Source organism: Paenibacillus suaedae, assembly GCF_032337355.1.
GTDB lineage: Bacteria > Bacillota > Bacilli > Paenibacillales > Paenibacillaceae > Paenibacillus_B > Paenibacillus_B suaedae.
This window is the reverse complement of record NZ_JAVYAA010000012.1, coordinates 41,651-65,132: the sequence shown is the minus strand read 5'-3', so window position 1 is coordinate 65,132 and position 23,482 is coordinate 41,651. Positions and strand designations below refer to the sequence as shown.

Below are 23,482 nucleotides of genomic sequence, written 5' to 3'. Positions count from 1 at the left end.
TTCATTAGCTTGTTTCAATATGTTATTCACATGTGCATAATTGGACGAACATAGCGGTAAAATGTACACCATACATATTTCTCAATGAACAAGCTGTGGAGAAGGGATAAATGAGTCTCCTTATGCACATTTAACCCATCATTTATCCACGAGTGTGGAGAAGTTTCCAGGTATCCACATATAGAGTTTCACGAATAGGGCTTACCATCAACCGTGTAATTGAATATATTGCGTAATTGAGATGGAATAAGCGTGTGCTTTTTAACCAAGAAGAAGGTTATCCACATCATCGTGTAGAATAGCTGATGAAATCGATCTAAAATAGTTGCAAAATCAAACGAGTGCGCTATAATAAAAATAAAGTCAAAGAAAGTCAAAGTCAGATTAATAGTCAAAAAAGTTCAAAATATTGCGCCAAACTAGAATAAGTGAGGCTTATATTTGGTTAAACCTAATATAGAGACTGCTGCAGGCGGAAAGGGGGGAGAAGATGCGCAACATTTCCGACCTAATCGAGCACTACTTGAAGCATATATTACTTGAGAGTTCAGAAGGTGCCGTTGAGATTCAGCGCAATGATTTGGCAGAACAATTCTCTTGTGTTCCATCGCAGATTAACTATGTGATCAGCACACGCTTTACGTTGGAGAAGGGTTATGTTGTTGAGAGCAAGCGTGGCGGTGGAGGGTATATTCGCATTCAGCGAATTGACTTGCCAGCCCATCAAGCGATTCATAATCATTTGTGCGAATCCATTGGGGAGCAGATTGAGCAGAGTGCCGCTGAAGGTCTTATCTATCAACTAGAAGAAGCGGAATTCATCTCCCGCCGGGAAGCGAATCTGCTGAGGGCTGCTGTTTCTCGGGACAATATAACAGTAAAGCTTCCCTACCGCGACGAGATACGTGCCCGGCTGCTAAGGTCGATGCTGCTGGCACTGCTTAGCAAGTAGAGATGTAAGTATGTAAGATGGATGCTACCTATAAAGGAGGAGAGACGGTTATGGTGTGTCAACAATGTGGTCAGAAACCGGCTACCCTGCATTTTACGAAAATCATTAATGGACAGAAGACGGAGTTTCACATTTGTGAATCATGTGCCCGGGAAAAAGGCGAATGGATTCCTGGCACGGCGAACGGATTCTCCATCCATAATTTATTGTCGGGATTGCTTGATTTCGATCTGACAGGGAGCAAACAGGGAGCTAAGGAAGATGCGAAACCACAGCCTATGCGCTGTGAGAAGTGCGGACTGACTTATGCACAGTTCGGTAAGCTCGGCCGCTTTGGCTGTGATGAATGCTACACCTTTTTCGGTGAGCGCTTAGATCCGCTATTGAAGCGGGTACATGGCAATACCGTTCACGTTGGCAAAATTCCGAAGCGTGGGGGAGGCCGAATTCAGCGCAGACGCGAGCTGGAAGAATTGAAGAAACAGCTGCAGTTCAGTATTTTGCGTGAAGAGTTCGAAGAGGCCGCAACCTTGCGTGACCGTATTCGCGAATTAGAGAAGCAGCCGCCAAGCGATTCGGAGAGAAGCAGTTCATAGCACCTAGGATACAAGCGCTATCGAGAGAGTAAGATGACAATAAGCAGTGCGAATTGGAAGGAGATGACGAGATGACAGAGCGACGATTTATTGAAGAAGCCCTAAGCGATTGGATGCGCGGCACGGGCCCGGATTCCGATATCGTCATCAGCAGCCGTATCCGTATAGCACGGAATATTAGCGGACTGCCGTTCCCGCTCTTGGCTACGAATCAACAATCGGCCGAGGTGTTGGATCGTTTGTCAGCAGTCATGAAAGACCCGGAATTTGCGCAATTGAATCACTTTCATGAATTAGAGCTGGCAGAGCTTAGCGATACAGAGAAGCAAGTTCTAGTAGAGAAGCATTTGATATCCCCGAGTTTGGCAAATGAGTCCCGCAATGGCGCGGTCATTGTCAGTGAGGATGAGTCGATAAGCATCATGATTAACGAGGAAGATCATCTTCGTATTCAATGCCTATCTCCAGGGCTGCAAATTCGTGAGGCTTGGGAGCAGGCTAACCGCATCGATGATGTGTTTGAATCGCAAATCGACTACGCCTTCGATGAGAAGAGAGGTTTCTTAACAAGCTGCCCGACGAATGTGGGAACAGGAATACGGGCATCGGTGATGATGCACTTGCCGGCATTGGTAATGACACAGCAGATTAACCTCATGCTTCAGGCCGTTACCCAAGTTGGATTAGCGGTTAGAGGCATATACGGAGAAGGAAGCGAAGCGATCGGCAACCTGTTCCAAATATCAAATCAGATTACATTAGGTCAATCCGAATCTGAGATTATTGATAATTTGTACAGTGTTGTGAAGCAATTAATCGAGCATGAGAAGGCAGCTCGGGAACAGCTGCTGACAAGCAATAGCATGCGGCTTACGGATCGCATTTGCCGCTCATATGGAATTTTGAAGCATGCAGTGATTATGGATTCAAAAGAAGCCGCACAGCGGTTGTCCGACATTAGGCTTGGTTCTGACCTTGGCATCCTGCAGCATATTCAATCGTCACAACTGAATGAATTATTGGTCATGACACAGCCAGGCTTCTTACAATATAAATACAACACGACATTATCTCAAGAAGATCGGGATTCATATCGCGCGAAGATGATTCGCGAGACGTTATCCAAATCTAAATCATAATGTAATATGGAGGTGCAACACTTATGATGTTCGGTAGATTCACAGAACGTGCGCAGAAAGTATTGGCTTTGGCACAAGAAGAAGCAGTACGACTCGGGCATAACAATATCGGAACGGAGCATATTCTGCTTGGACTTATTCGCGAAGGGGAAGGCATCGCAGCTAAGGCACTTGTAGCGCTTGGACTTGGATTGGAGAAGATTCAGGACGAAGTCGAAACCTTGATCGGGCGCGGTCAAGAACAGCCACTCAATATTGCATATACCCCGCGTGCGAAGAAAGTGATTGAGCTGTCCATGGATGAAGCACGCAAGCTTGGCCACACTTATGTGGGTACAGAGCACATTCTGCTTGGCTTGATCCGTGAAGGAGAAGGCGTAGCAGCACGGGTGTTGAACAACCTTGGCATTAGCTTGAACAAGGCACGCCAACAAGTGCTGCAGCTGCTTGGAAGCAGCGAAGCGGTATCCAGCCATCATGGACAGTCGCAAAATGTAAGCACACCGACACTGGACAGCTTAGCTCGTGATCTGACAGCAGTAGCGAAGGAAGGCAATCTTGATCCGGTTATCGGCCGTTCGAAGGAAATTGAGCGCGTCATTCAAGTACTGAGCCGCCGTACGAAGAATAACCCCGTACTTATCGGTGAGCCTGGGGTTGGTAAGACGGCCGTAGCTGAAGGTCTGGCACAGAAGATTATTAACAATGAAATTCCAGAGACGCTTCGCGATAAGCGTGTTATGACGCTTGATATGGGTTCGGTTGTAGCCGGAACGAAATACCGGGGTGAGTTCGAGGATCGCCTGAAGAAGATCATGGATGAAATTCGCCAAGCAGGCAATGTCATCCTGTTCATCGATGAATTGCATACGCTCATCGGTGCCGGCGGTGCTGAAGGCGCCATTGATGCATCGAACATTTTGAAGCCTGCATTGGCTCGTGGAGAGCTGCAGTGCATTGGGGCGACAACACTTGATGAGTACCGCAAATATATCGAGAAGGATGCAGCGCTCGAACGCCGCTTCCAGCCGATTACGGTCGACCAGCCTACTCCAGAGGAAGCAATCCAGATCTTGACTGGGCTGCGTGATCGTTATGAAGCCCATCACCGTGTGAAAATTACCGATGAGGCAATTGAGCAAGCGGTGAAGCTCTCGGATCGTTATATTACAGATCGCTTCCTGCCGGATAAGGCAATTGACTTGATTGATGAAGCGAGCTCTAAAGTTCGCCTTCATTCGTATACAGTACCACCAAATTTGAAAGAGCTTGAAGCACGTTTGGAAGACATCCGCAAAGAGAAGGACGCATCTGTGCAAAGCCAAGAATTCGAGAAAGCCGCTGCGCTGCGTGATACAGAGCAGAAGATGCGTGAAGAACTGGAGACCGTTCGCAACCAGTGGAAAGAGAAGCAGGGACGCGTGGATTCTGAAGTTACGCCAGAGGATATTGCTCAAGTCGTAGCGAGCTGGACCGGAATTCCGGTATTGAAGCTGAAGGAAGAAGAGACAGAGCGCTTGCTCAAGATGGAAGAGATTCTTCATGAGCGTGTCATCGGCCAAGATGAAGCGGTGAAAGCAGTGAGCCGTGCAATCCGCCGTGCGCGTGCAGGGTTGAAGGATCCGAAGCGTCCGATGGGCTCCTTCATCTTCCTTGGCCCAACTGGGGTAGGTAAGACTGAGCTTGCTCGTGCCTTGGCCGAATCTTTGTTCGGTGATGAGAATGCGGTAATCCGAATTGATATGTCCGAATACATGGAGAAGCATTCGACAGCTCGTCTCGTCGGAGCGCCTCCGGGATATGTCGGCTATGAAGAGGGCGGCCAATTGACGGAGAAGGTTCGCCGTAAGCCATACTCAGTCGTCTTGTTGGACGAAATCGAGAAGGCACATCCAGAAGTATTCAACATTTTGCTTCAAGTGTTGGAAGATGGCCGTCTCACCGATTCGAAGGGACGTGTAGTTGACTTCCGTAACACGCTTATCATCCTAACATCCAACGTTGGGGCCGAAGCAATTAAGCGTAATTCTACGCTTGGCTTCACTGCAGTTGATGATGCAGGCAAAGACTACAACAACATGAAGGATAAAGTGATGGGTGAATTGAAGAAGAGCTTCCGCCCAGAATTCTTGAACCGGATTGATGAAATTATTGTGTTCCACTCCTTGGAGCAGAAGCACATCGCTGAAATCGTATCCTTGATGGCCGGTGAGCTTCGCAAGCGCCTGAAGGAACAGGATGTTGATTTCCAATTGACAGACAATGCGAAGAATTTCCTCGCGAAGGAAGGCTTTGATCCAGCGTATGGCGCCCGTCCATTGCGTAGAGCGATTCAGAAGCATATCGAGGATCGCCTGTCAGAGGAATTGTTGAAGGGTAATGTCAGCAAGGGCGATGCCGTCGTCATCGACGAGAAAGATGGCGAGCTGCTCGTCCTGCGCAACAACGAGGTTAACACAGCACATGTATAATGAACTGTAGTATGTAGGAAAGAATCGTACTTTCTCCCTCCCGGAGGAAGGTACGGTTCTTTTTTTCTTCGTTATTTATTGCTCCACATATGCCTGTTTCTGCTTGCGATATGCTAAAGCACTTTATCCTCCTTCTTAAAAATGGTAAACTAATGAGTAATGAGTAACGAGGTACCTGTTTGCGGACATGGCGACCGACGACTTGCAGCATATTGATTAGGAGTGTCGGCTTCATGGCCAAAGTGAAAACGAAATTTTTCTGTACGGAATGTGGATACGAAACACCGAAATGGATGGGGAAATGCCCTGGCTGTGGTGAGTGGAATACGATGGTGGAAGAGCGGGAGACAGTCATTAAGACAGCAGGTGTGCATTCTTCCTTGATTCAAACGAAAGAAAAGCCGCAATCTATCATACACATAGAAAGTGGACGTGAACCTAGACTCACTACGACACTTAGTGAGTTGAACCGCGTACTGGGCGGCGGTGTTGTTCCTGGATCACTTATTCTAGTGGGGGGCGACCCGGGTATCGGGAAGTCAACACTTCTACTGCAGACTTCCAATGCACTGGCTGCCAGCGGCCTCAAGGTGCTGTACGTATCTGGTGAGGAATCGATGCGTCAGACGAAGCTGCGGGCAGATCGTCTTGGTGTCTTGTCGGAGAACTTATTCGTCCTCAGTGAGACGAATCTGCAATATATCGAGGAGGCGCTTGAGGCGGCGCAGCCTGACTTCCTCGTTATCGACTCCATCCAGACCGTCTTCCAACCTTCGGTGGAATCAGCTCCCGGCAGTGTTGCACAAGTACGCGAATGCACAAGCACATTCATGCGCATCGCTAAAGGGAAGGGCATCGCAACTGTCCTTGTTGGACATGTGACGAAGGAAGGTGCGATTGCCGGTCCGCGGCTGCTCGAGCATATGGTCGATTGTGTCCTTTATTTCGAAGGAGAGCGGCATCATTCCTATCGCATTTTGCGGGCTGTAAAGAACCGGTTCGGTTCGACCAATGAGATAGGAATCTTCGAGATGACGGAGGGCGGACTTGTCGAGGTGAAGAACCCATCCGAGATGTTCCTGCAGGAGAGACCGCTAGGTGTTGCAGGATCCACGGTTGTAGCCAGCCTTGAGGGAACCCGTCCCGTCCTTGTCGAGATGCAGGCGCTCGTATCGGCGACGAACTTCCCGTCTCCGCGGAGGATGGCGACAGGGATTGATCATCATCGTCTGGCGCTTATTATTGCGGTGCTGGAGAAACGAATGGGAATGTTCCTGCAGAATCAGGATGCATACGTGAATGTAGCGGGTGGAATTAAGCTTGATGAGCCAGCTGTTGACTTGGCTATGGCGGTTGCAATTGCTTCGAGCTTCCGAGATATGCCGACACAACCATTCGATGTTGTCTTTGGCGAAGTGGGGTTAACCGGTGAAGTGCGTGGGGTATCTCGTGCAGAACAGCGAGTGAAGGAAGCAGAGAAGCTTGGATTCAAGCGCATTATATTACCAGAGAAGAGCTTGCGCGGCTGGAAGCCGCCTGCCAATATTGAGATTATTGGAGTAAATACGGTTGCTGAAGCATTAGCTGTGGCGTTAGGTTAGGGGGCATAGATATAGAATGAAGGAAAGCCAACTGGATATTATGAACGACCTGCTGCGGATGGTCGCACCAGGAACGCCTTTCCGCGACGGGCTTGAGAATGTGCTGCGCGCGAAGACAGGGGCACTTATTGTCGTTGGATACAGTCCAGAAGTAATGGAAGTTGTAGACGGGGGATTCTCCATTAACTGTGACTTCTCACCGAGCTACTTGTACGAACTGGCCAAGATGGACGGCGCCATTATCTTGAGTGAAGACATTAAGCGGATATTATATGCGAACACACAGCTCATTCCGGATTCCTCCATTCCATCTACGGAGACAGGCATCCGGCACCGGACAGCGGAGCGGGTAGCGAAGCAGACGGGGAAGCTGGTAGTCTCCATCTCCCAGCGCCGGAATGTCATTACACTGTACCAAGGCAGTCTGCGTTATGCACTTAAGGAGATTGGCGTTATTCTCACGAAGGCGAACCAAGCGATTCAGACATTGGAAAAATATAAGGTTGTGCTTGTACAAGGCATGACAAATTTAACTGCATCCGAGTTCGAAGAATTGGTTACCTTATACGATGTCGTAAACGTTGTGCAACGTATTGAGATGGTGTTACGTATTAAGATGGAGATCAAGCGTTACATCAACGAACTGGGAACAGAGGGACGTCTTATCAGCATGCAGCTCGAAGAGCTCGTAAGCAACACCGAAGAAGACGCTTGGCTGCTGTTGAAGGATTATGCCCGGGACGGAAGCGATGAGAAGGTACGCGAGATCATAGCCCAACTTAAGAAATGCACGGCAGATGAACTGCTTGATACCCATCATTTAATAAGACTGCTCGGTTACCCGACGACGAGCACGATTCAGGAAGAATCCGTTTCGCCGCGCGGTTACCGCGTTCTTAGCAAGATACCAAGACTTCCTAATGTCATTATTCACAACTTAGTCGAAACCTTCCAATACCTCCCTCATGTCATGATGGCAACGATTGAGGAATTGGATGAAGTAGACGGCATTGGCGAAGTTCGCGCTCGTGCGATTAAGGAAGGGCTTAAGCGGATTCAGGAGCAGGTCTTCATTGACAGGCAAATTTGATTTTCCTACAATGAAAGGACGTACGTTGGGCATAGTAAAATTAGAGGTGAACCTATGATTACAAAGTCCATTCCGAGCTTGTTTACGATCGGTAACTTGTTTCTCGGAATCATTTCCATCATGCTTGCGTTTCACGATGACTACAACTTAGCAGCTCTTATGATTATTATTGCCATGTTGCTCGACGGATTGGATGGGCGTGTAGCAAGAGCATTGAACGCACAGAGTGAATTCGGCAAGGAGCTTGACTCCCTATCCGATGTGATTTCATTCGGTGTAGCGCCAGCCTTTATTATGTATGCCGTCGCTTTTACAGATAGTAACCCGGTGCTGGCTTGCATCGTTACCGCAATCTTCCCGATTTGTGGTGCGCTACGACTTGCACGCTTCAACGTTAAGGATGGTATTCCGGGGTATTTCATCGGCTTGCCAATCCCAGCGGCTGGCGGTGTGGCATGTACACTTGCCTTGTTCCATGAGAGCATCCCAGCGGCTTATCTTATGATAGCGATGATTTTATTATCTTACTTAATGGTTAGTACAGTGAAATATCCGAACTTCAAGAAAGTCGGTATTCCGAAGAAGGCCATCTGGATTACGCCTTTTGTTATTGCAGGGGCAGTAGCGATCGCGGTATGGCAGCCAGAACAGACACCGAAGCTGATTTTTGTGCCGTTGGTACTGTATGCGCTGCTTGGTTTAAAAAAAAACGTTAGAATGCTGAATCGCCGCCGCAAGAAACAGCTTGATGCGGAAGAGTGGTACCAGTCGAAGCATTCTTAAGCGAATAAACTAAACCCAAAAGAAAAGCACTTGCAGTCCATAATTGGGCGGCAGGTGCTTTTTGTGTTGTATATGATTTCCGTTCCAATTATCTTGTATCAATTTTCAGTTCTTCTTCATTCCATTAGGACAGGTTGAATATCCCGAGAGTTTGGCACTTGCTCGATTCCTGTTTGACGACATCGTCAAGATCAATATCAAGCAGATTGCACAGGGCAGACATATAGAATAGGTGCTTGCCAAGCTCGCTCTTCACAACATCCTTGCAGTTCTCGCATAAGTGACCTTGAACATGTGATTCAAGAGATTGCTTCGCTTGATCCATATCCATGTCGTCATGGTAGGGCTGCCGCTTCGCATGCAGCTCCAAGCAGCCACATTCTGTTATGGCTTTCGTTACCGCGCGGTTTACCGAGGCGTCAGACTGTCCGTATTTCGAAAGAATGTCCAGCAAGCTTCGGTGTCTTAACAATAAATCGCCGACTTGATCCTGCAAAGATTGCAAACTGGAAGTACTCATTACTCATCCACCTCTATTCATGGAATCGTGGTTCGGCCCGAGCCATACTGCTCAAGGGACTCACGTTATTTCAGCTCTCCCCATTCCGTACTACTCCCCTATTATACGACTAGGATTTCCTACATTTCAACTTCGCCTCGAATTTAAAAATGTAAGAATGGACGATTAGGAGCGAGAGGGTTGGGCCATAATTGTAAAGATATTCAAATTAGATAAGGAGGTGGACTTCGTGTTCAGACGATTATTTTATGCGGTTGCAGGATTGATCGGAGCATGGAGTGGGACAGAGTTCCATCGGTATTGGAATATGCAGACAATGGAGTTTTCGTCATTATCCAACCCTGGAATAACTTCTAACGGACTGTTATGGGCACTTGGTGGGGCATTTTGCTTTATTGTGATGGGTCGTGCACTTTTTACGCCATTGGCACGGTTATGGGGCAGCTTGGAAGAACGCATGGTGAATATGTCAGCAGGGATGCTGGTGATTGGAGCTTCTGGCGCCTTGATGGGACTTTCCTTTGGGGGGGTGCTTGTACCGCTATTTGAGCCGTTTGGGACAGTAGGGCGTATGGTATCGGTTTGTATGATTGTCCTGCTGTCAGCAGCAGGGTTGCAAGCAGCACTTATGAAGCAGGATGAGATTGTAAAGTGGGTCTCCGCCTTCCGCATGCCTGAACGAGGTGAAGAGAAGAGCAGAGGAATGGAAGAACATAAGATCTTGGATACAAGCGTCATCATTGATGGTCGCATCGCAGATATATGCAAGACCGGATTCATTGAAGGGACAATCGTCATTCCTGAGTTCGTCTTAGAGGAGTTGCAGCATATCGCGGATTCGTCGGACTTGCTCAAGCGGAACCGTGGACGCAGAGGGTTGGACATTCTGAATAAAATTCAAAAAGAACTGGAAGTAAAAGTACTCATTTATGAAGGGGACTTTGACGAAATCTCGGAGGTAGACAGCAAGCTGGTTAAGCTCGCGAAGCTGCTAAAGGGGAAAGTCGTCACGAATGATTTCAACTTGAACAAGGTATGTGAGCTGCAGGGAGTATCAGTGCTCAATATTAACGATCTAGCGAACGCTGTGAAGCCAGTGGTTCTCCCAGGAGAAGAGATTGTTGTTCAAGTCATCAAGGATGGTAAGGAACATGGTCAAGGTGTAGCCTACTTGGATGATGGTACGATGATCGTCGTTGAGGGCGGCAGAGATTATATCGGCATGACGATGGAGGTTCTGGTGACCAGTGTACTTCAGACGTCAGCAGGACGAATGATATTTGCTAAGCCAAAACTGTTGGAAAAAGCCCAATAAACAGGTATGATGGGGATACTACCATCATGGGGGTTAGTAAGGATGGACAGAGGGTTTGGCGTGGTCATAGTCGCTGCTGGCAGAGGCACGCGCATGGGCACGGAAGAGAGTAAGCAGTATTTGCATTTACAGGATAAGCCAGTAATCATCCATACCGTAGAGCGGTTTCAGTCCATGGAGGAGTGCGAATCGATCGCATGGGTAACCACGGAACAGGATTATGCGCGCTGCGAAGCATGGGTGAAACAATACGGATTGCATAAGGTTCAAGACATCGTTACAGGAGGCAAGGAACGTCAGCATTCAGTATATGCTGGCTTGCAGGCTCTGAAAGCGCGTGGACTCGAATATGTGTGCATCCATGATGGTGTACGGCCCTTTGTAGAGCCGGGCAGAGTAAGCGCATGTTACGATGCGGCCCGGCAGCACAGAGCGGCCGTATTGGCCGTTCCGGTCAAGGATACCATTAAGCAGGTGGACAAGTCCGGTATTATTACGGCAACACCTGATCGCAGCAGCTTATGGGCGATTCAGACACCACAGGCTTTCCGGCTTGCTGATGTAATGGCTGCTCATAAGCTCGCGGAGCAGGAGCAATTCGTGGGAACGGATGATGCGATGCTTGTTGAGCGGATGGGAATTGCTGTTCACGTAGTGGAGGGGAGCTACACGAACATTAAGCTAACGACGCCGGATGATCTGGATTGGGCTGCATGGTGGCTGTCTCGTCATGAAGCTAAGCGAAATTGAATGTTGAGGCAGAAGGAGAGGGAGGCTTACGTATGATTAGAGTGGGACAGGGATTCGACGTGCACCAGTTAGTAGAGGGACGGCCGTGCATTATTGGTGGCGTTCATATTCCTTACGAGAAGGGATTGCTTGGGCATTCAGATGCTGATGTGCTTCTGCATACGGTAAGTGATGCAATTCTGGGCGCACTAGGATTAGGGGATATCGGCAAGCATTTTCCAGATACGGATCCTGCATTCAAGGATGCGGACAGCATGAAGCTGTTAGAGCATGTATGGCAGCTAGCTGTTGAGCGCGGTTATCGACTTGGCAACATCGATTGCACGATTATTGCACAGAAACCGAAGATGCTGCCGCATATTCCAGCGATGGTAGCGAATATCGCTCGCGCTCTCGGCGCAGAGGATTCGCAGGTGAATGTGAAGGCTACGACAACGGAACAATTAGGATTTGCTGGACGCGGTGAGGGAATTGCCGCACAGGCTGTTGTCTGCTTATTTCACAATATGGTATGATGAAATGATTAATGGAAAGACAAAGTACGGGAGTGAAGCAATCATGAATAACGATATTCGAGTTCGTTACGCACCAAGCCCTACAGGACACTTACATATTGGTAATACGCGTACGGCATTGTTTAACTATTTGTTCGCACGTCACCATGGGGGTAAGTTCATCGTTCGCATCGAGGATACGGACGTGAAGCGCAATGTGGAAGGCGGAGAAGAGAACCAATTTACGTACATGAAGTGGCTCGGCATGGATTGGGATGAGAGCATTGATGTAGGCGGGGATTTCGGCCCGTACCGTCAGACGGAGCGCTTGGATATCTATAATAAATATGTGGACGAGCTTCTAGAGCGCGGGCTTGCCTATCGCTGCTATTGTACGGAAGAAGAGCTTGCAGCGGAGCGGGAAGCACAAGTTGAACGCGGCGAAACGCCGAAGTATTCCGGCAAGTGCTGCAGCTTGTCCGCTGAGGATCATGCACACCTGGAGGCAGAAGGCCGCAAGCCTAGCATCCGCTTTCGCGTGCCGCAAGGACGCTCGTATACCTTTAATGATATGGTTAAAGGTGAAATTACGTTTGAATCCGATACAACAGGCGACTGGGTTATCGTGAAGAAGGACGGTATACCGACTTATAACTTCGCGGTTGTCATCGATGACCATTTGATGCGGATGTCTCACATTCTGCGTGGAGAAGATCATGTGACGAATACGCTTCGCCAATTGATGATCTTTGAAGCGTTTGGATGGGAAGCGCCTGTATTTGGACATATGACGCTTATCGTAAATGAGAATCACAAGAAGCTCAGCAAACGGGATGAGTCGATCATTCAATTTATTGAACAATATGAGCAGCTCGGCTACTTGCCAGAGGCAATGGTTAACTTCATCGCATTGCTTGGCTGGTCACCAAAAGGGGAAGAAGAGATCTTCTCAATGGAGGAGCTCATCTCGATCTTTGACGAGACGCGCTTGTCCAAGAGCCCTGCTGTATTTGATACGAATAAGCTGACGCATATTAATAATACGTATATGAAGAAAGCAGAACCTGATCGCATTGCGGCATTGTCGATTCCTCATCTCCAGCGTGCAGGACGCTTGCCAGAGCAGCTGAATGAAGAGCAGCAAGCTTGGGCGGCTGCTCTTGTGAAGCTGTATCAGGAGCAAATGAACTGTGCATCCGACATTGTGGAATTGTCGGAGATGTTCTTCCGTGAAGAACTTGTCATCGACGAAGAAGCTAAGGCAGTGCTCGCTGAAGAGCAGGTTCCTACCGTATTGGCAGCACTTCGTGCGAAGCTGGAAGCTGCAACGACTTGGGATGCAGATACGATCAAGGTATCCTTGAAGGAAGTTCAGAAGGAAACAGGCGCCAAGGGCAAAGGTCTGTTCATGCCGGTTCGTGTCGCAGTATCTGGGCAAATGCACGGCCGTGATTTGAATGAGACGATTGTTCTGCTTGGTAAAGAGAAGGTCCTAGCTCGCTTGAATGGATAGATCAGATTTGATGTTTTTGGATAGGATATGATTCGAATGCACATGCGGATAACTTTCATCGATTGTTATTGTCATGCAGTAGGAGCTTCGAATATACTTAACGATAGAATCCTTTTCATTATTTCGTTCTGAAGGAAAATCATGCTTCGTAAAGTATGATTGAGCATACTAATAAAAGCGTTGAACGGGAGAGTATAAGCGGGATAAAAATGAACAGAGAGAACGATCGAGATAAGGAAGACTATGGATCTGGTGTCCATCGCTCCTTACAGGCTGTGAGTCGTTCCATTTTTAAGCTTATGCGATGCACCCGGAAGCTCCGTCCTTGAGCATGTACCTGGGTACATGGGTAGGGGGTGGCGAATCATCCGCGTTAAGGATGTTCAAGAGGGGCAACAAGTATTTGGCTATGTCATGGTTTTGTATCCGGTGTAAGTGGAGGATAGATATACGATGGCAATAGCGGAGATATGATGTTGTCCAAGCAGAGTGGAACCGCGCATCGCGTCTCTGCAGCATCATGCTGCAGGGGCGTTTTTTATTGTGATGAATTTATGTATCCGCTTGTGTGTATGAGAGAGAGGAATGCTAACTCAATTCGCTGAGTTCCGGGGGGGACAGAGCATGTGGCGTGTCATTCGAAGAATGAAATCCGATGTGCAGGCGGTGTTCGATAACGACCCGGCGGCGCGCAACCGATTCGAAGTAATCTTTACCTATTCAGGCCTACATGCCATCTGGGCGCATCTCATTGCACATCGGTTCTATCGTTGGCGCTGGTTTACGACTGCGCGCATTATTTCGCAAATAAGCCGGTTCATGACGGGAATTGAAATACATCCTGGAGCGAGGATTGGCCAAAGACTGTTTATTGACCATGGCATGGGAGTTGTCATTGGTGAAACCTGTGAGATTGGCGATGATGTAGTCATTTACCAAGGCGTAACACTTGGAGGTACGGGGAAAGAGAAGGGGAAGCGGCATCCGACGATTGGGAACAATGTCGTCATTGCTTCTGGATCGAAAGTGCTTGGCTCCTTCACTATTGGAGACAATTCAAGCATTGGAGCCAATTCCGTCGTGCTCCGGGAAGTACCGCCGAACTGTACAGTCGTGGGCATTCCGGGACGTGTAGTGAAGCAGGATGGAGTGCGCATTGACCGCTTGAACCATGCCCAACTGCCTGACCCAGTGATTGATATGCTTCGAAGCATGCAGATTGAGATGGATGCATTGAAGGTTGAACTGTACCAACTTAAGAATCTCCAAGGCAGCGACGCTGATATTGCAGAGACTGAAAGTCAAGAAAGCATACCAGTAGAGGAGTCTGTCCAACAACCGAGGAAAGAACTTGAGAAAGTGAACAAATAAATGCCCGAACATCAAGGAGGAGTGACTTGCATGACTTTGCACATTTATAATACGCTGACACGTACGAAAGAGCCGTTTCAGCCGATAGATCCGGATCGCATTACGATGTATGTATGCGGGCCAACTGTGTATGACTATATCCATATCGGAAATGCGCGGCCTGCGATCTTTTTTGACGTTGTTCGCCGTTATTTAGAGACGCTGGATTACGAAGTAAACTACATCGTGAATTTCACAGATGTTGATGACAAGCTGATCCGCAAAGCAGCTGAACTTGGATCTACGGTACCTGAGGTATCGGAGCGCTTTATTCAGGCGTTCTATGAGGATAATGATGGTCTAGGTATTCGCCGTGCATCGAATAACCCGCGTGTAACGGATAATATGGAGGAAATCATCGCTTTCATCTCAGAGCTTGTGGCAAACGGTAAGGCTTATGAATCGGGCGGAGATGTGTATTTCCGTACGAGAGAATTTGCGAAGTATGGCCAGGTTTCCGGTCAGAACATTGATCAGCTGCAGCTCGGAATTCGAATCGAAGTGGATGAGCGCAAGGATGACGCAGCTGACTTCGTCTTATGGAAAGCGGCGAAGCCAGGGGAAATCTCTTGGTCAAGCCCATGGGGCGAAGGCCGTCCAGGCTGGCATATTGAATGCTCGGCTATGTCGCGCAAATATTTGGGTGAAACGATCGATATCCATGGCGGCGGCCAGGATCTTCAGTTCCCGCACCACGAATGTGAGGCTGCACAGTCCGAATCCGTGACAGGAAAACCACTTGCCAACGTGTGGATGCATAACGGATATATTAATATTGATAATGAAAAAATGTCGAAGTCGCTTGGTAATGGGGTAACGGTTCATCAATTGCTGAAGCAATATGATCCGGCTGCTCTGCGCTACTTCATGTTGTCGACACACTATCGCAACCCACTGAACTTCAATGCAGAAGCGATGGAACAGGCAGAGAAAAGCGTCAGCCGCATAGCGAATGCAGTTGCGAATGTCCGCCATGCATTGGCATCTCTGAATACAGATCCATCTGTGCAGGAAAATGCGAACGAGGCACTTCAAGTGAAGATAGCTTCCATTCTAGAGACCTTTGATGCGAAGATGCAGGATGACTTCAATACGGCAGATGCCATTACTGCTGTATTCGAATGGTCAAGTGAGGCGAATTCGTATTTGCAGCAAGCTGATTCGCTTGCAGCTGGGGACTTGGAAGCATTGCTGGATGCCTTTGAAGCGATGAACGAGGTGCTTGGACTGGTATTGGAGAAGGAAGAGGAATTGCTGGATGAGGAAATCGACCAACTTATCCAAGAACGCAACGATGCTCGCAAAGCGAAAAACTGGGCGAGAGCCGATGAAATTCGCGATCTGTTAACCGAGCAAGGGATCGTTCTGGAAGATACGCCTCAGGGTGTGCGCTGGCGCCGAAAATAGTCGCAGCGGCATTACGGTCGACGAAGGAGCTTATGCATACGCAATGAATGATAATCAACAGGAACATCAATCGACAACAATTGAAGCAAGGTCAGGGGATGCTGGAACATGGCTGTTCCCTTTCGCCCCGACCAAGCGGCCGCAGCAGCTTAATCCGATTGTACTCGCTTATATAGGCGATGCAATCTTCGAAGTTGCCATCAGACAATATCTTATATCACAGCCGAATCATCGGCCGAACCACCTGCATCGTGAAGCGACGGGGTATGTATCTGCCAAGGCGCAGGCGCGTGCGCTATCGCTTCTGATGCCGATATTAACAGATGAAGAAGCAGACGTCGTTCGTCAAGGACGCAATACGAAGTCCAGTGTGCCGAAAAGTGCGAACGTAAGTGAATATAGACAGGCTACAGCGCTTGAATCTTTATTCGGCTATTTATATCTGAATGAAAATTTTGAACGGATGCGGCAATTCGTTACTATGATTGTTCAAGCACATGGGACAGAACAGCAGCAAAAGTAAAAGGGAAACATCTAGACGGGAGGCACACTTACGCATGCATGAAGAAGAATATATTGCCGGGAAGCATTCGGTAACCGAGGCGCTCAAATCCGGGAGAACGATAAATAAAGTATGGATTGCGGAAAATGCACAAAAACATTTAACAGGGCCGATTATTGCAGAAGCCAAGAAAGCTGGCGTCGTGATTCAAATGGTCGATAAGCGCAAGCTCGATCAAATGGTCGAGGGGGTTCAGCATCAAGGAGTTGTCGCACAGGTTGCAGCTTATCATTATGTAGAAGTGGAAGATATTTTAGCTCAAGCTGAGGCTAAAGGCGAGACTCCGTTTCTGATCCTATTGGATGAAATCGAGGATCCGCACAATTTGGGTTCCATTCTTCGTACAGCGGACTGCACAGGTGCGCATGGCGTAGTTATTCCGAAGCGCCGCTCAGCTGGACTGACTGCTACGGTATCTAAGACATCTGCTGGAGCTGTCGAGTATGTGCCGGTAGCCAAGGTGACGAATTTGGTTCAGACGATGCAGCAGCTTAAAGACCGTGGAGTGTGGATCGTAGGTACAGATGTAACAGCAACGCAAGACATTTATGAAGCGGATGTATTCAATCTTCCAATCGCGCTTGTCATCGGTAACGAGAATAAAGGAATGGGCAGACTTGTTCGGGAAAATTGCGATATGTTGTATAAGCTTCCAATGGCAGGGCAAATTAACTCGCTTAATGCGTCGGTAGCTGCAGGCATCTTCATGTATGAGGTCGTGCGCCGGCGTCGCGGCTGAGGCTGCCCGGTATGGATCGGCAGGATTGGCGCGATGTGCTTCTTGTTGACGGCTACAACATGATCGGGGCGTGGCCGGAATTAAGAGAGCTGAAAGATAAAGACTTAGATGAAGCAAGAGAACGACTGTTAAATATGCTTGCAGACTATCTAGCATATTCCGGCCGAAGAGTAATTGTGGTATTTGATGCATATCGCGTTCCTGGCTTAGGCGCCAAGTACACGCAGGGTAAAGTCTCTGTACAGTTCACGAAGGAGAAAGAGACAGCGGACGAATGCATCGAGCGGCTTGCCAGGGAGCTTGGGCATCGCCGCCGTCAAATCTACGTAGCAACATCAGACATGACAGAACAGAACGTAGCTTTTGCACAAGGTGCACTTCGTATTTCGGCACGCGAGCTGAGGCTCATTATCGTACAGGCCCGGCGCGAGGTGGAGACGAAGATTCGTGAACAGGCACTGCAGCCGATCAAGCGTAACCCGATTGAAGGCAAGCTTAAGCTGGATCAGCTGCTTAAGCTTGAACGGCTGCGCCGAGGGGAAGAAGATTGAGTAGCGTAGGACAGGAGCTTGAGCGTCATTTTCAACGTTATTATTGGCGTATGCAGTCAAATGCATAGACTTATTTTGGAATAATGCTCAAATTCCGCACAGGATAAGGCTTCCTTTGGTTGACGATGATAGATAGATTCATATATACTGAATCTATCATTTGTGATGTAACGGGTGGATTGCGTTGCAGGCCGGAGGGATTGCTAGTGAGTGTTGACCTCAAAGTATTAAGCACCTCCTCATACGATCGTTCGTCGGATGAACAGCTAGTCGACGCGGTCAGGGAGGGAGATAGCGAAGCGCTCGAATACTTAATTAACAAGTACCGCAATTTCGTTCGAGCAAAAGCACGCTCATATTTTCTAATCGGCGCTGACCGTGAGGATATTGTTCAAGAGGGCATGATCGGATTATACAAGGCAATTCGTGATTTTAAGGGAGACAAGCTGGCATCATTCAAGGCATTCGCCGAACTGTGCATTACTAGACAGATTATTACTGCGATTAAGACGGCGACGCGCCAGAAGCACATACCATTGAATTCTTATGTGTCGTTGGATAAGCCGATATATGACGAAGATTCAGATCGTACCTTGCTAGATGTGATTGGTGGCTCGCGGGTGTCTGATCCAGAAGAATTGATCATTAATCAAGAAGAATTCGTTGGGCTCGAGGACAAGATGTCTGAAATTTTGAGCGATTTGGAACGGAAAGTGCTCATGTTGTATTTGGATGGGCGTTCCTATCAGGAAATTGCCGTTGATCTGGATCGCCACGTCAAATCGATAGACAATGCGCTGCAGCGAGTCAAGCGAAAGTTGGAGCGATATTTGGAGTTACGGGATGGCGGGGATAGCGGATGTTAATTAGTCGAATACAGATGTAAGAGCTTATCAACCTAGTATGGGAGATAGGCTCTTTTTCATTGTGTACATACTGTATCCGGTTGAAAGCAATTAATTTTACATCGAAAGTTTACGAGAATGAAGGTTTAGATTGCGTAATATTCCACCATACTGATAGCGACTAGGAACATTAGTGATCTTTTCCTTTGTCAAGCAGCTGTCGGATATGATAGAGTGAATGACATCGCCCCCCACGGCGTCAACATCTTATCATTGACATCATTTGCCCCTTGTGATAAAGTGTTTTAGGTAGCCCTAAATATGCGTACGTATTTACTGAATAAGAAATGATTGGTTATTAGACTGAGAGTGGATTATTCAGCGAACAAGAGACGATTTGTCCCCCTGTAGAAGGATGGTCAATCCGTTTCTGCTTGGGGAAATTCGACGCTTCTTATCATTAAGGTGTCTTCAGGAGGTGTACTACATGCGGGTAATCGTTACGATGGCTTGCACGAACTGCAAACAACGCAACTATACGACAACAAAGAACAAACGTAATCACCCAGACCGCATTGAGTTGAAGAAATTCTGCAAGTTCTGCAACGAGCATACTTCTCATCGCGAAACGAGATAAGTCTGATGGAGGTGTAGTCCGTGGCTTTCTTCGGGAAACTGAAACAAAGTTTCGGTTCGATGTTTTCCTTCTTTGCCGACAGCTGGGGTGAATTAAAAAAGGTTCGCTGGCCCAGTCGTAAAGAACTGACAAGCTATACGATCGTCGTTTTAGCCACGGTTATCTTTATGACGCTTTATTTCTGGGTCCTTGATATCGGAATTTCCGCGATAGTCGAAGCGATTATTTAATAAAGTCCCAAGGTGGCTTAGTTATGGAAAAAAGATGGTACGTTGTTCATACCTACTCAGGTTATGAGAACAAAGTTAAAGCCAATTTGGAAAAGCGCGTTGAATCCATGGGCATGGAAGACAAAATATTCCGCGTTCTTGTTCCGATGGAAGAAGAAATGGTAAACAAGGATGGCAAAAAGAAAGTTGTCATGCGTAAAGTTTACCCCGGTTATGTTTTGGTTGAAATGATTCAGACGGATGAGTCTTGGTATGTTGTTCGCAACACGCCAGGGGTTACCGGATTCGTCGGATCTACCGGCTCTGGTTCAAAGCCTATTCCACTGTTGCCTGAAGAGGTCGATCAGATCTTAAAGACAATGGGCATGGAAGATCCGAGAGCAAAAGTCGATTTCGACTTGAAGGAATCGGTTCGCATTATGGTAGGGCCTTTCGCGAACTTCGTCGGTACGGTCGAAGAGATCATTACAGACAAGCAGAAGCTTAAGGTTCATGTCAACATGTTTGGAAGAGAAACCCCTCTTGAGTTGGATTACCACCAAGTGGAGAAGATCTAATACATCTTTCTATTGGTTTCTACTGTGAGATAGGGCAACCTGAACCTCACATAACTAGCGCAAGGAGGTGTTTGAAATGGCGAAAAAGGTCATTAAAGTCGTTAAATTGCAAATTCCAGCGGGTAAGGCGAATCCAGCGCCTCCGGTAGGTCCAGCATTGGGTCAAGCGGGTGTCAACATCATGGCGTTCTGTAAGGAATTCAATGCGAAAACAGCTGATCAAGCAGGTTTGATTATTCCTGTTGAAATCTCTGTATTCGAAGATCGTTCCTTTACGTTCATCACGAAGACTCCACCGGCTGCAGTATTGTTGAAAGTAGCGGCTAAGGTCGAAAAAGGTTCCGGTGAACCGAACACGAAAAAAGTTGCAACAGTGAAACGCGACGTTGTACGTCAAATCGCTGAGCAAAAAATGCCTGACCTGAACGCAGCATCCGTTGAATCGGCTATGCGTATGGTTGAAGGTACAGCTCGCAGCATGGGCTTTGTCGTAGAAGACTAATACGTTCTTCTTTGGCGCATGTGGGAGGTTAATCCGTTAAAACCACAAAGGAGGAAATAATCATGGCAAAACGTGGCAAGAAATATGTCGAAGCTGCAAAGCTTATCGATAGAGATGCTGCTTATGAGTCGATGGAAGCCATTGAGTTGGTTAAGAAATCGGCTACAGCAAAATTCGACGAAACAGTTGAAGTTGCTGTTCGCTTGGGTGTAGACCCTCGTAAACAAGACCAAGCTGTTCGTGGGGTAGTTGTACTTCCACACGGTACTGGTAAAACAAAACGCGTTCTCGTCTTTGCAAAAGGCGAAAAAGCAAAAGAAGCAGAAGCAGCTGGTGCTGATTTTGTAGGCGATCAAGATATGATCAACAAAATTCAACAAGGCTGGTTCGACTTCGATGTCTGCGTAGCTACGCCAGACATGATGAGCGAAGTAGGTAAATTGGGACGTATCCTCGGTGGTAAAGGTCTCATGCCTAACCCTAAAGCTGGTACGGTTACATTCGACGTTACTAAAGCTGTTCAAGAGATCAAAGCTGGTAAAATCGAGTACCGTCTGGACAAAGCAGGACAAATCCACGCACCAATCGGTAAAGCTTCTTTCGATGCAGACAAGTTGCATGACAACTTCAAAGCGTTGATCGATGCATTGAACCGTGCGAAGCCAGCAGCGGCTAAAGGCGTGTATTTGAAAAACATCGCGGTTTCTTCCACGATGGGCCCTGCAGCACGTGTGAACACAGCATCTTTCCGCTAAGATTTATTCTTTAGTGGGAATCTGTTGGCAAGTTTTGTGAGTGGTTGACATGGTTCAACTGTCCATGCTATGCTAATAGAGTTGCTAACACATGATGTGCAATTAACTTTTGAATAATCGTACCGTAGACAGTAGGTGCCGAAAGGCTTAATCTCCTACCGAGGTGTTCGAAATAGACTGAGTGCTTGGAGCGTGTCGTTGACACGTCTGCGCACCAAGTGCTATCGTGATGCCTCTGTAGTAAACTGCAGAGGCTTTTCTTATGCTGAAGTAGGTAGAAGATCTCGGACAGGATGCGGTGTTAAGTAGAACCTTGTAGGAGGTGGAACGAGTGGCAAACGCAAAAGTAATCGAAGCGAAACAGCAAGCTGTACAAGATATCGCTGAGAAATTCCGTAGCAGCGCTACAACGGTTGTTGCTGACTACCGTGGATTGACAGTATCTCAAGTTACTGAACTTCGTAAGCAACTGCGCGAAGCAGGCATCGAATTCCAAGTATTGAAAAATACATTGGTACGCCGTGCGACAGCAGAAGCTGAGTTGTCTGAACTTGATGAAGTATTGTCTGGTCCGACAGCTATCGCATTCAGTCGTGAAGACGCAGTAGCACCTGCGAAAATCTTGAACGACTTTGCGAAGAAAAACGAAGCTCTTGAAATTAAGGGTGGAGTAGTTGAAGGTCGCGTCGTTGACGTGGATCAAATCAAAGCCTTGGCAGCATTGCCTTCCCGCGAAGGTTTGTTGTCCATGTTGCTCAGCGTGCTCCAAGCACCAATGCGCAACTTCGCATTGGCTGTCAAAGCCGTTGCAGAGAAGAACGAAGCGGAAGCGTAAGCTTAATCGCGTAACATACACTTTACTAAATATGGAGGTTTAACAAATGAGCAAAGAGCAAATCTTGGAAGCCATCAAAGGCATGTCCGTATTGGAATTGAACGACCTTGTTAAAGCAATTGAAGAAGAATTCGGCGTAACTGCAGCAGCTCCTGTAGCTGTAATGGGTGGCGCAGCTGGTGATGCTGGCGCAGCTGAACAAACTGAGTTTGACGTAATCTTGACTGCACCAGGCGCAGGCAAAATCAACGTTATCAAAGTTGTTCGTGAAATCACTGGTCTTGGCTTGAAAGAAGCTAAAGACTTGGTAGACAACTGCCCGAAACCATTGAAAGAAAAAGTAAGCAAAGAAGAAGCAGAAGCAGTAAAAGCGAAGCTCGAAGAAGCTGGCGCATCTGTAGAAGTGAAGTAATCTCTGCTTGCAAAGTGCGAACCCCTTGGAACTTGTTTTCAAGGGGTTCGTTGTCTAAGATACGACTTACCGATTTAGCTTAGGTGTCATCGAATACGAAGTGTAAATAGGGAACTCGACGCGCATCTTAGCCAATGAACGATAGCACTTTTTATTTTTACCATGACAGGAAGGGATCAAGATGGCAGGGCATTATTACAGCAAGCGTCCAGATGTAGAGCATAATCGCAAGAAATGGACGGTATCCTTGCGAGGTATGCAGCTAGCATTCGTGTCGGATGCCGGTGTATTTTCCAAAGGTGGTGTCGATTACGGCAGTCGAGTGCTGATTGATTGCATGGACATTCCTGAAGACGCCACCGTTCTTGATGTCGGCTGTGGTTATGGGCCGATTGGATTAACAGCTGCAAAACTGGCTAAGCGCGGACGAGTAACGATGGTAGATGTGAATGAGCGAGCCTTAGATTTAGCGAGAGAGAACGCTCTTCTAAATGGAGTCCATAACGTCACGATTCAAGAGAGTGATGGCCTCAATGCGCTAGGTAGTGAGCATTATTCTGTTATTCTCACCAATCCGCCGATTCGTGCAGGCAAAGAGGTTGTTCATCGCATCTTTGAACAATCCTATGAGCATTTAGCAGACGGAGGTTCTCTATGGATTGTCATTCAGAAGAAACAGGGAGCGCCATCAGCGGAAGCGAAGCTGCAGCAGTTGTTTGGAGAAGATAACGTAGAGTTAGTTGTGAAGGACAAAGGGTATCGGATCTATCAAGCGAAGAAATCATTTCCAAGTTGACTCTGAGTTCCCAATATGGT

At 47.6% G+C, this 23,482-nt stretch carries 26 protein-coding genes and 1 other annotated feature; of the genes, 25 read left to right on the top strand and 1 reads right to left on the bottom strand.

All coding sequences use genetic code 11. The features are described 5' to 3' along the window. Positions 1-490 precede the first annotated feature (490 nt). The 7 genes from RQP50_RS28590 to pssA all read left to right on the top strand — a co-directional run bounded on the left by RQP50_RS28590 (position 491) and on the right by pssA (position 8,632). Positions 491-952 carry a CtsR family transcriptional regulator gene (locus RQP50_RS28590; RefSeq protein ID WP_021252491.1) on the top strand — a complete coding sequence of 154 codons (462 nt, stop codon included), beginning with the start codon at positions 491-493 and terminating at the stop codon, positions 950-952. Between the two features lie 50 nt (positions 953-1,002). Further along, the gene (locus RQP50_RS28585; protein WP_021252490.1) at positions 1,003-1,548 is read left to right on the top strand and encodes a UvrB/UvrC motif-containing protein; all 546 of its coding nucleotides are present in this window, start codon (positions 1,003-1,005) and stop codon (positions 1,546-1,548) included. A 71-nt stretch (positions 1,549-1,619) separates the two neighbouring features. Next, entirely contained in the window at positions 1,620-2,687 is a 1,068-nt protein-coding gene (locus tag RQP50_RS28580) for a protein arginine kinase (protein ID WP_072732038.1), read from the top strand. Positions 2,688-2,710: 23 nt separating this feature from the next. Further along, a complete protein-coding gene (clpC, locus tag RQP50_RS28575; RefSeq protein WP_021252488.1) occupies positions 2,711-5,158 on the top strand; it encodes an ATP-dependent protease ATP-binding subunit ClpC in 2,448 nt (815 codons plus the stop codon). A gap of 233 nt (positions 5,159-5,391) precedes the next feature. Next, the gene (radA, locus tag RQP50_RS28570; protein ID WP_021252487.1) at positions 5,392-6,759 is read left to right on the top strand and encodes a DNA repair protein RadA; all 1,368 of its coding nucleotides are present in this window, start codon (positions 5,392-5,394) and stop codon (positions 6,757-6,759) included. A gap of 16 nt (positions 6,760-6,775) precedes the next feature. Next, entirely contained in the window at positions 6,776-7,849 is a 1,074-nt protein-coding gene (disA, locus tag RQP50_RS28565; protein ID WP_021252486.1) for a DNA integrity scanning diadenylate cyclase DisA, read from the top strand. Between the two features lie 54 nt (positions 7,850-7,903). After that, complete coding sequence (gene pssA, locus RQP50_RS28560; protein WP_021252485.1) at positions 7,904-8,632, top strand: CDP-diacylglycerol--serine O-phosphatidyltransferase; 729 nt, start codon at positions 7,904-7,906, stop codon at positions 8,630-8,632. A 124-nt stretch (positions 8,633-8,756) separates the two neighbouring features. Here the strand turns inward: pssA and RQP50_RS28555 are convergent, their stop codons facing one another. Then, positions 8,757-9,152 (bottom strand): nucleoside triphosphate pyrophosphohydrolase family protein, encoded by a 396-nt coding sequence (locus RQP50_RS28555; RefSeq protein ID WP_072732037.1) that lies wholly within the window; start codon positions 9,150-9,152, stop codon positions 8,757-8,759. Between the two features lie 229 nt (positions 9,153-9,381). Between RQP50_RS28555 and RQP50_RS28550 the strand changes: the two genes are divergently transcribed. The 18 genes from RQP50_RS28550 (at position 9,382) to RQP50_RS28465 (ending at position 23,462) form a co-directional block, all read left to right on the top strand. Next, positions 9,382-10,467, top strand: a complete 1,086-nt coding sequence (locus RQP50_RS28550; protein WP_315747440.1) for a PIN/TRAM domain-containing protein — start codon at positions 9,382-9,384, stop codon at positions 10,465-10,467. A gap of 42 nt (positions 10,468-10,509) precedes the next feature. Then, positions 10,510-11,217: a 2-C-methyl-D-erythritol 4-phosphate cytidylyltransferase gene (ispD, locus tag RQP50_RS28545; RefSeq protein ID WP_315747439.1), complete on the top strand. Its 708-nt coding sequence runs from the start codon at positions 10,510-10,512 to the stop codon at positions 11,215-11,217. Between the two features lie 32 nt (positions 11,218-11,249). Then, the gene (gene ispF, locus RQP50_RS28540; RefSeq protein ID WP_028532528.1) at positions 11,250-11,732 is read left to right on the top strand and encodes a 2-C-methyl-D-erythritol 2,4-cyclodiphosphate synthase; all 483 of its coding nucleotides are present in this window, start codon (positions 11,250-11,252) and stop codon (positions 11,730-11,732) included. Between the two features lie 43 nt (positions 11,733-11,775). Then, the gene (gltX, locus tag RQP50_RS28535) at positions 11,776-13,224 is read left to right on the top strand and encodes a glutamate--tRNA ligase (RefSeq protein ID WP_028532527.1); all 1,449 of its coding nucleotides are present in this window, start codon (positions 11,776-11,778) and stop codon (positions 13,222-13,224) included. 624 nt (positions 13,225-13,848) lie between these two features. Continuing rightward, positions 13,849-14,595 carry a serine O-acetyltransferase gene (gene cysE, locus RQP50_RS28530; protein ID WP_315747438.1) on the top strand — a complete coding sequence of 249 codons (747 nt, stop codon included), beginning with the start codon at positions 13,849-13,851 and terminating at the stop codon, positions 14,593-14,595. A 30-nt stretch (positions 14,596-14,625) separates the two neighbouring features. After that, positions 14,626-16,041, top strand: a complete 1,416-nt coding sequence (cysS, locus tag RQP50_RS28525) for a cysteine--tRNA ligase (protein ID WP_315747437.1) — start codon at positions 14,626-14,628, stop codon at positions 16,039-16,041. 43 nt (positions 16,042-16,084) lie between these two features. Further along, on the top strand, positions 16,085-16,564 hold the full coding sequence (locus tag RQP50_RS28520; protein WP_028532525.1) for a Mini-ribonuclease 3: 480 nt from the start codon (positions 16,085-16,087) through the stop codon (positions 16,562-16,564). Between the two features lie 34 nt (positions 16,565-16,598). Continuing rightward, on the top strand, positions 16,599-17,342 hold the full coding sequence (gene rlmB / locus RQP50_RS28515; protein WP_028532524.1) for a 23S rRNA (guanosine(2251)-2'-O)-methyltransferase RlmB: 744 nt from the start codon (positions 16,599-16,601) through the stop codon (positions 17,340-17,342). Positions 17,343-17,353: 11 nt separating this feature from the next. Next, positions 17,354-17,893: an NYN domain-containing protein gene (locus RQP50_RS28510; RefSeq protein WP_021252475.1), complete on the top strand. Its 540-nt coding sequence runs from the start codon at positions 17,354-17,356 to the stop codon at positions 17,891-17,893. 206 nt (positions 17,894-18,099) lie between these two features. Continuing rightward, entirely contained in the window at positions 18,100-18,759 is a 660-nt protein-coding gene (sigH, locus tag RQP50_RS28505; protein ID WP_021252474.1) for an RNA polymerase sporulation sigma factor SigH, read from the top strand. Between the two features lie 466 nt (positions 18,760-19,225). After that, the gene (gene rpmG, locus RQP50_RS28500; RefSeq protein WP_019420680.1) at positions 19,226-19,375 is read left to right on the top strand and encodes a 50S ribosomal protein L33; all 150 of its coding nucleotides are present in this window, start codon (positions 19,226-19,228) and stop codon (positions 19,373-19,375) included. A gap of 38 nt (positions 19,376-19,413) precedes the next feature. After that, positions 19,414-19,605 (top strand): preprotein translocase subunit SecE, encoded by a 192-nt coding sequence (secE, locus tag RQP50_RS28495; protein ID WP_028532522.1) that lies wholly within the window; start codon positions 19,414-19,416, stop codon positions 19,603-19,605. 23 nt (positions 19,606-19,628) lie between these two features. Next, positions 19,629-20,162: a transcription termination/antitermination protein NusG gene (gene nusG, locus RQP50_RS28490; protein WP_021252472.1), complete on the top strand. Its 534-nt coding sequence runs from the start codon at positions 19,629-19,631 to the stop codon at positions 20,160-20,162. Between the two features lie 76 nt (positions 20,163-20,238). Beyond that, a complete protein-coding gene (gene rplK / locus RQP50_RS28485; protein WP_021252471.1) occupies positions 20,239-20,664 on the top strand; it encodes a 50S ribosomal protein L11 in 426 nt (141 codons plus the stop codon). A gap of 62 nt (positions 20,665-20,726) precedes the next feature. After that, positions 20,727-21,419 (top strand): 50S ribosomal protein L1, encoded by a 693-nt coding sequence (rplA, locus tag RQP50_RS28480; RefSeq protein ID WP_021252470.1) that lies wholly within the window; start codon positions 20,727-20,729, stop codon positions 21,417-21,419. A gap of 104 nt (positions 21,420-21,523) precedes the next feature. Continuing rightward, positions 21,524-21,689 (top strand) — a sequence feature (ribosomal protein L10 leader region). A 61-nt stretch (positions 21,690-21,750) separates the two neighbouring features. Further along, positions 21,751-22,254, top strand: a complete 504-nt coding sequence (gene rplJ / locus RQP50_RS28475; protein WP_021252469.1) for a 50S ribosomal protein L10 — start codon at positions 21,751-21,753, stop codon at positions 22,252-22,254. Positions 22,255-22,300: 46 nt separating this feature from the next. Next, positions 22,301-22,666 (top strand): 50S ribosomal protein L7/L12, encoded by a 366-nt coding sequence (gene rplL / locus RQP50_RS28470; protein ID WP_021252468.1) that lies wholly within the window; start codon positions 22,301-22,303, stop codon positions 22,664-22,666. 181 nt (positions 22,667-22,847) lie between these two features. Continuing rightward, entirely contained in the window at positions 22,848-23,462 is a 615-nt protein-coding gene (locus RQP50_RS28465; RefSeq protein WP_065291720.1) for a class I SAM-dependent methyltransferase, read from the top strand. Positions 23,463-23,482 lie beyond the last annotated feature (20 nt).

Excerpts from the sequence above, each read along its gene's own strand:
- rplA (WP_021252470.1), top strand. The coding sequence starts at position 20,727 with ATGGCAAAACGTGGCAAGAAATATGTCGAAGCTGCAAAGCTTATCGAT.
- cysS (WP_315747437.1), top strand. The coding sequence starts at position 14,626 with ATGACTTTGCACATTTATAATACGCTGACACGTACGAAAGAGCCGTTT.
- pssA (WP_021252485.1), top strand. The coding sequence starts at position 7,904 with ATGATTACAAAGTCCATTCCGAGCTTGTTTACGATCGGTAACTTGTTT.
- RQP50_RS28465 (WP_065291720.1), top strand. The coding sequence starts at position 22,848 with ATGGCAGGGCATTATTACAGCAAGCGTCCAGATGTAGAGCATAATCGC.
- RQP50_RS28555 (WP_072732037.1), bottom strand. The coding sequence starts at position 9,152 with ATGAGTACTTCCAGTTTGCAATCTTTGCAGGATCAAGTCGGCGATTTA.
- rplK (WP_021252471.1), top strand. The coding sequence starts at position 20,239 with ATGGCGAAAAAGGTCATTAAAGTCGTTAAATTGCAAATTCCAGCGGGT.
- RQP50_RS28585 (WP_021252490.1), top strand. The coding sequence starts at position 1,003 with ATGGTGTGTCAACAATGTGGTCAGAAACCGGCTACCCTGCATTTTACG.
- rplL (WP_021252468.1), top strand. The coding sequence starts at position 22,301 with ATGAGCAAAGAGCAAATCTTGGAAGCCATCAAAGGCATGTCCGTATTG.
- radA (WP_021252487.1), top strand. The coding sequence starts at position 5,392 with ATGGCCAAAGTGAAAACGAAATTTTTCTGTACGGAATGTGGATACGAA.
- ispF (WP_028532528.1), top strand. The coding sequence starts at position 11,250 with ATGATTAGAGTGGGACAGGGATTCGACGTGCACCAGTTAGTAGAGGGA.
- rpmG (WP_019420680.1), top strand. The coding sequence starts at position 19,226 with ATGCGGGTAATCGTTACGATGGCTTGCACGAACTGCAAACAACGCAAC.
- gltX (WP_028532527.1), top strand. The coding sequence starts at position 11,776 with ATGAATAACGATATTCGAGTTCGTTACGCACCAAGCCCTACAGGACAC.
- cysE (WP_315747438.1), top strand. The coding sequence starts at position 13,849 with ATGTGGCGTGTCATTCGAAGAATGAAATCCGATGTGCAGGCGGTGTTC.
- RQP50_RS28510 (WP_021252475.1), top strand. The coding sequence starts at position 17,354 with ATGGATCGGCAGGATTGGCGCGATGTGCTTCTTGTTGACGGCTACAAC.
- rlmB (WP_028532524.1), top strand. The coding sequence starts at position 16,599 with ATGCATGAAGAAGAATATATTGCCGGGAAGCATTCGGTAACCGAGGCG.
- nusG (WP_021252472.1), top strand. The coding sequence starts at position 19,629 with ATGGAAAAAAGATGGTACGTTGTTCATACCTACTCAGGTTATGAGAAC.
- RQP50_RS28590 (WP_021252491.1), top strand. The coding sequence starts at position 491 with ATGCGCAACATTTCCGACCTAATCGAGCACTACTTGAAGCATATATTA.
- disA (WP_021252486.1), top strand. The coding sequence starts at position 6,776 with ATGAAGGAAAGCCAACTGGATATTATGAACGACCTGCTGCGGATGGTC.
- clpC (WP_021252488.1), top strand. The coding sequence starts at position 2,711 with ATGATGTTCGGTAGATTCACAGAACGTGCGCAGAAAGTATTGGCTTTG.
- ispD (WP_315747439.1), top strand. The coding sequence starts at position 10,510 with ATGGACAGAGGGTTTGGCGTGGTCATAGTCGCTGCTGGCAGAGGCACG.
- RQP50_RS28520 (WP_028532525.1), top strand. The coding sequence starts at position 16,085 with ATGAATGATAATCAACAGGAACATCAATCGACAACAATTGAAGCAAGG.
- RQP50_RS28580 (WP_072732038.1), top strand. The coding sequence starts at position 1,620 with ATGACAGAGCGACGATTTATTGAAGAAGCCCTAAGCGATTGGATGCGC.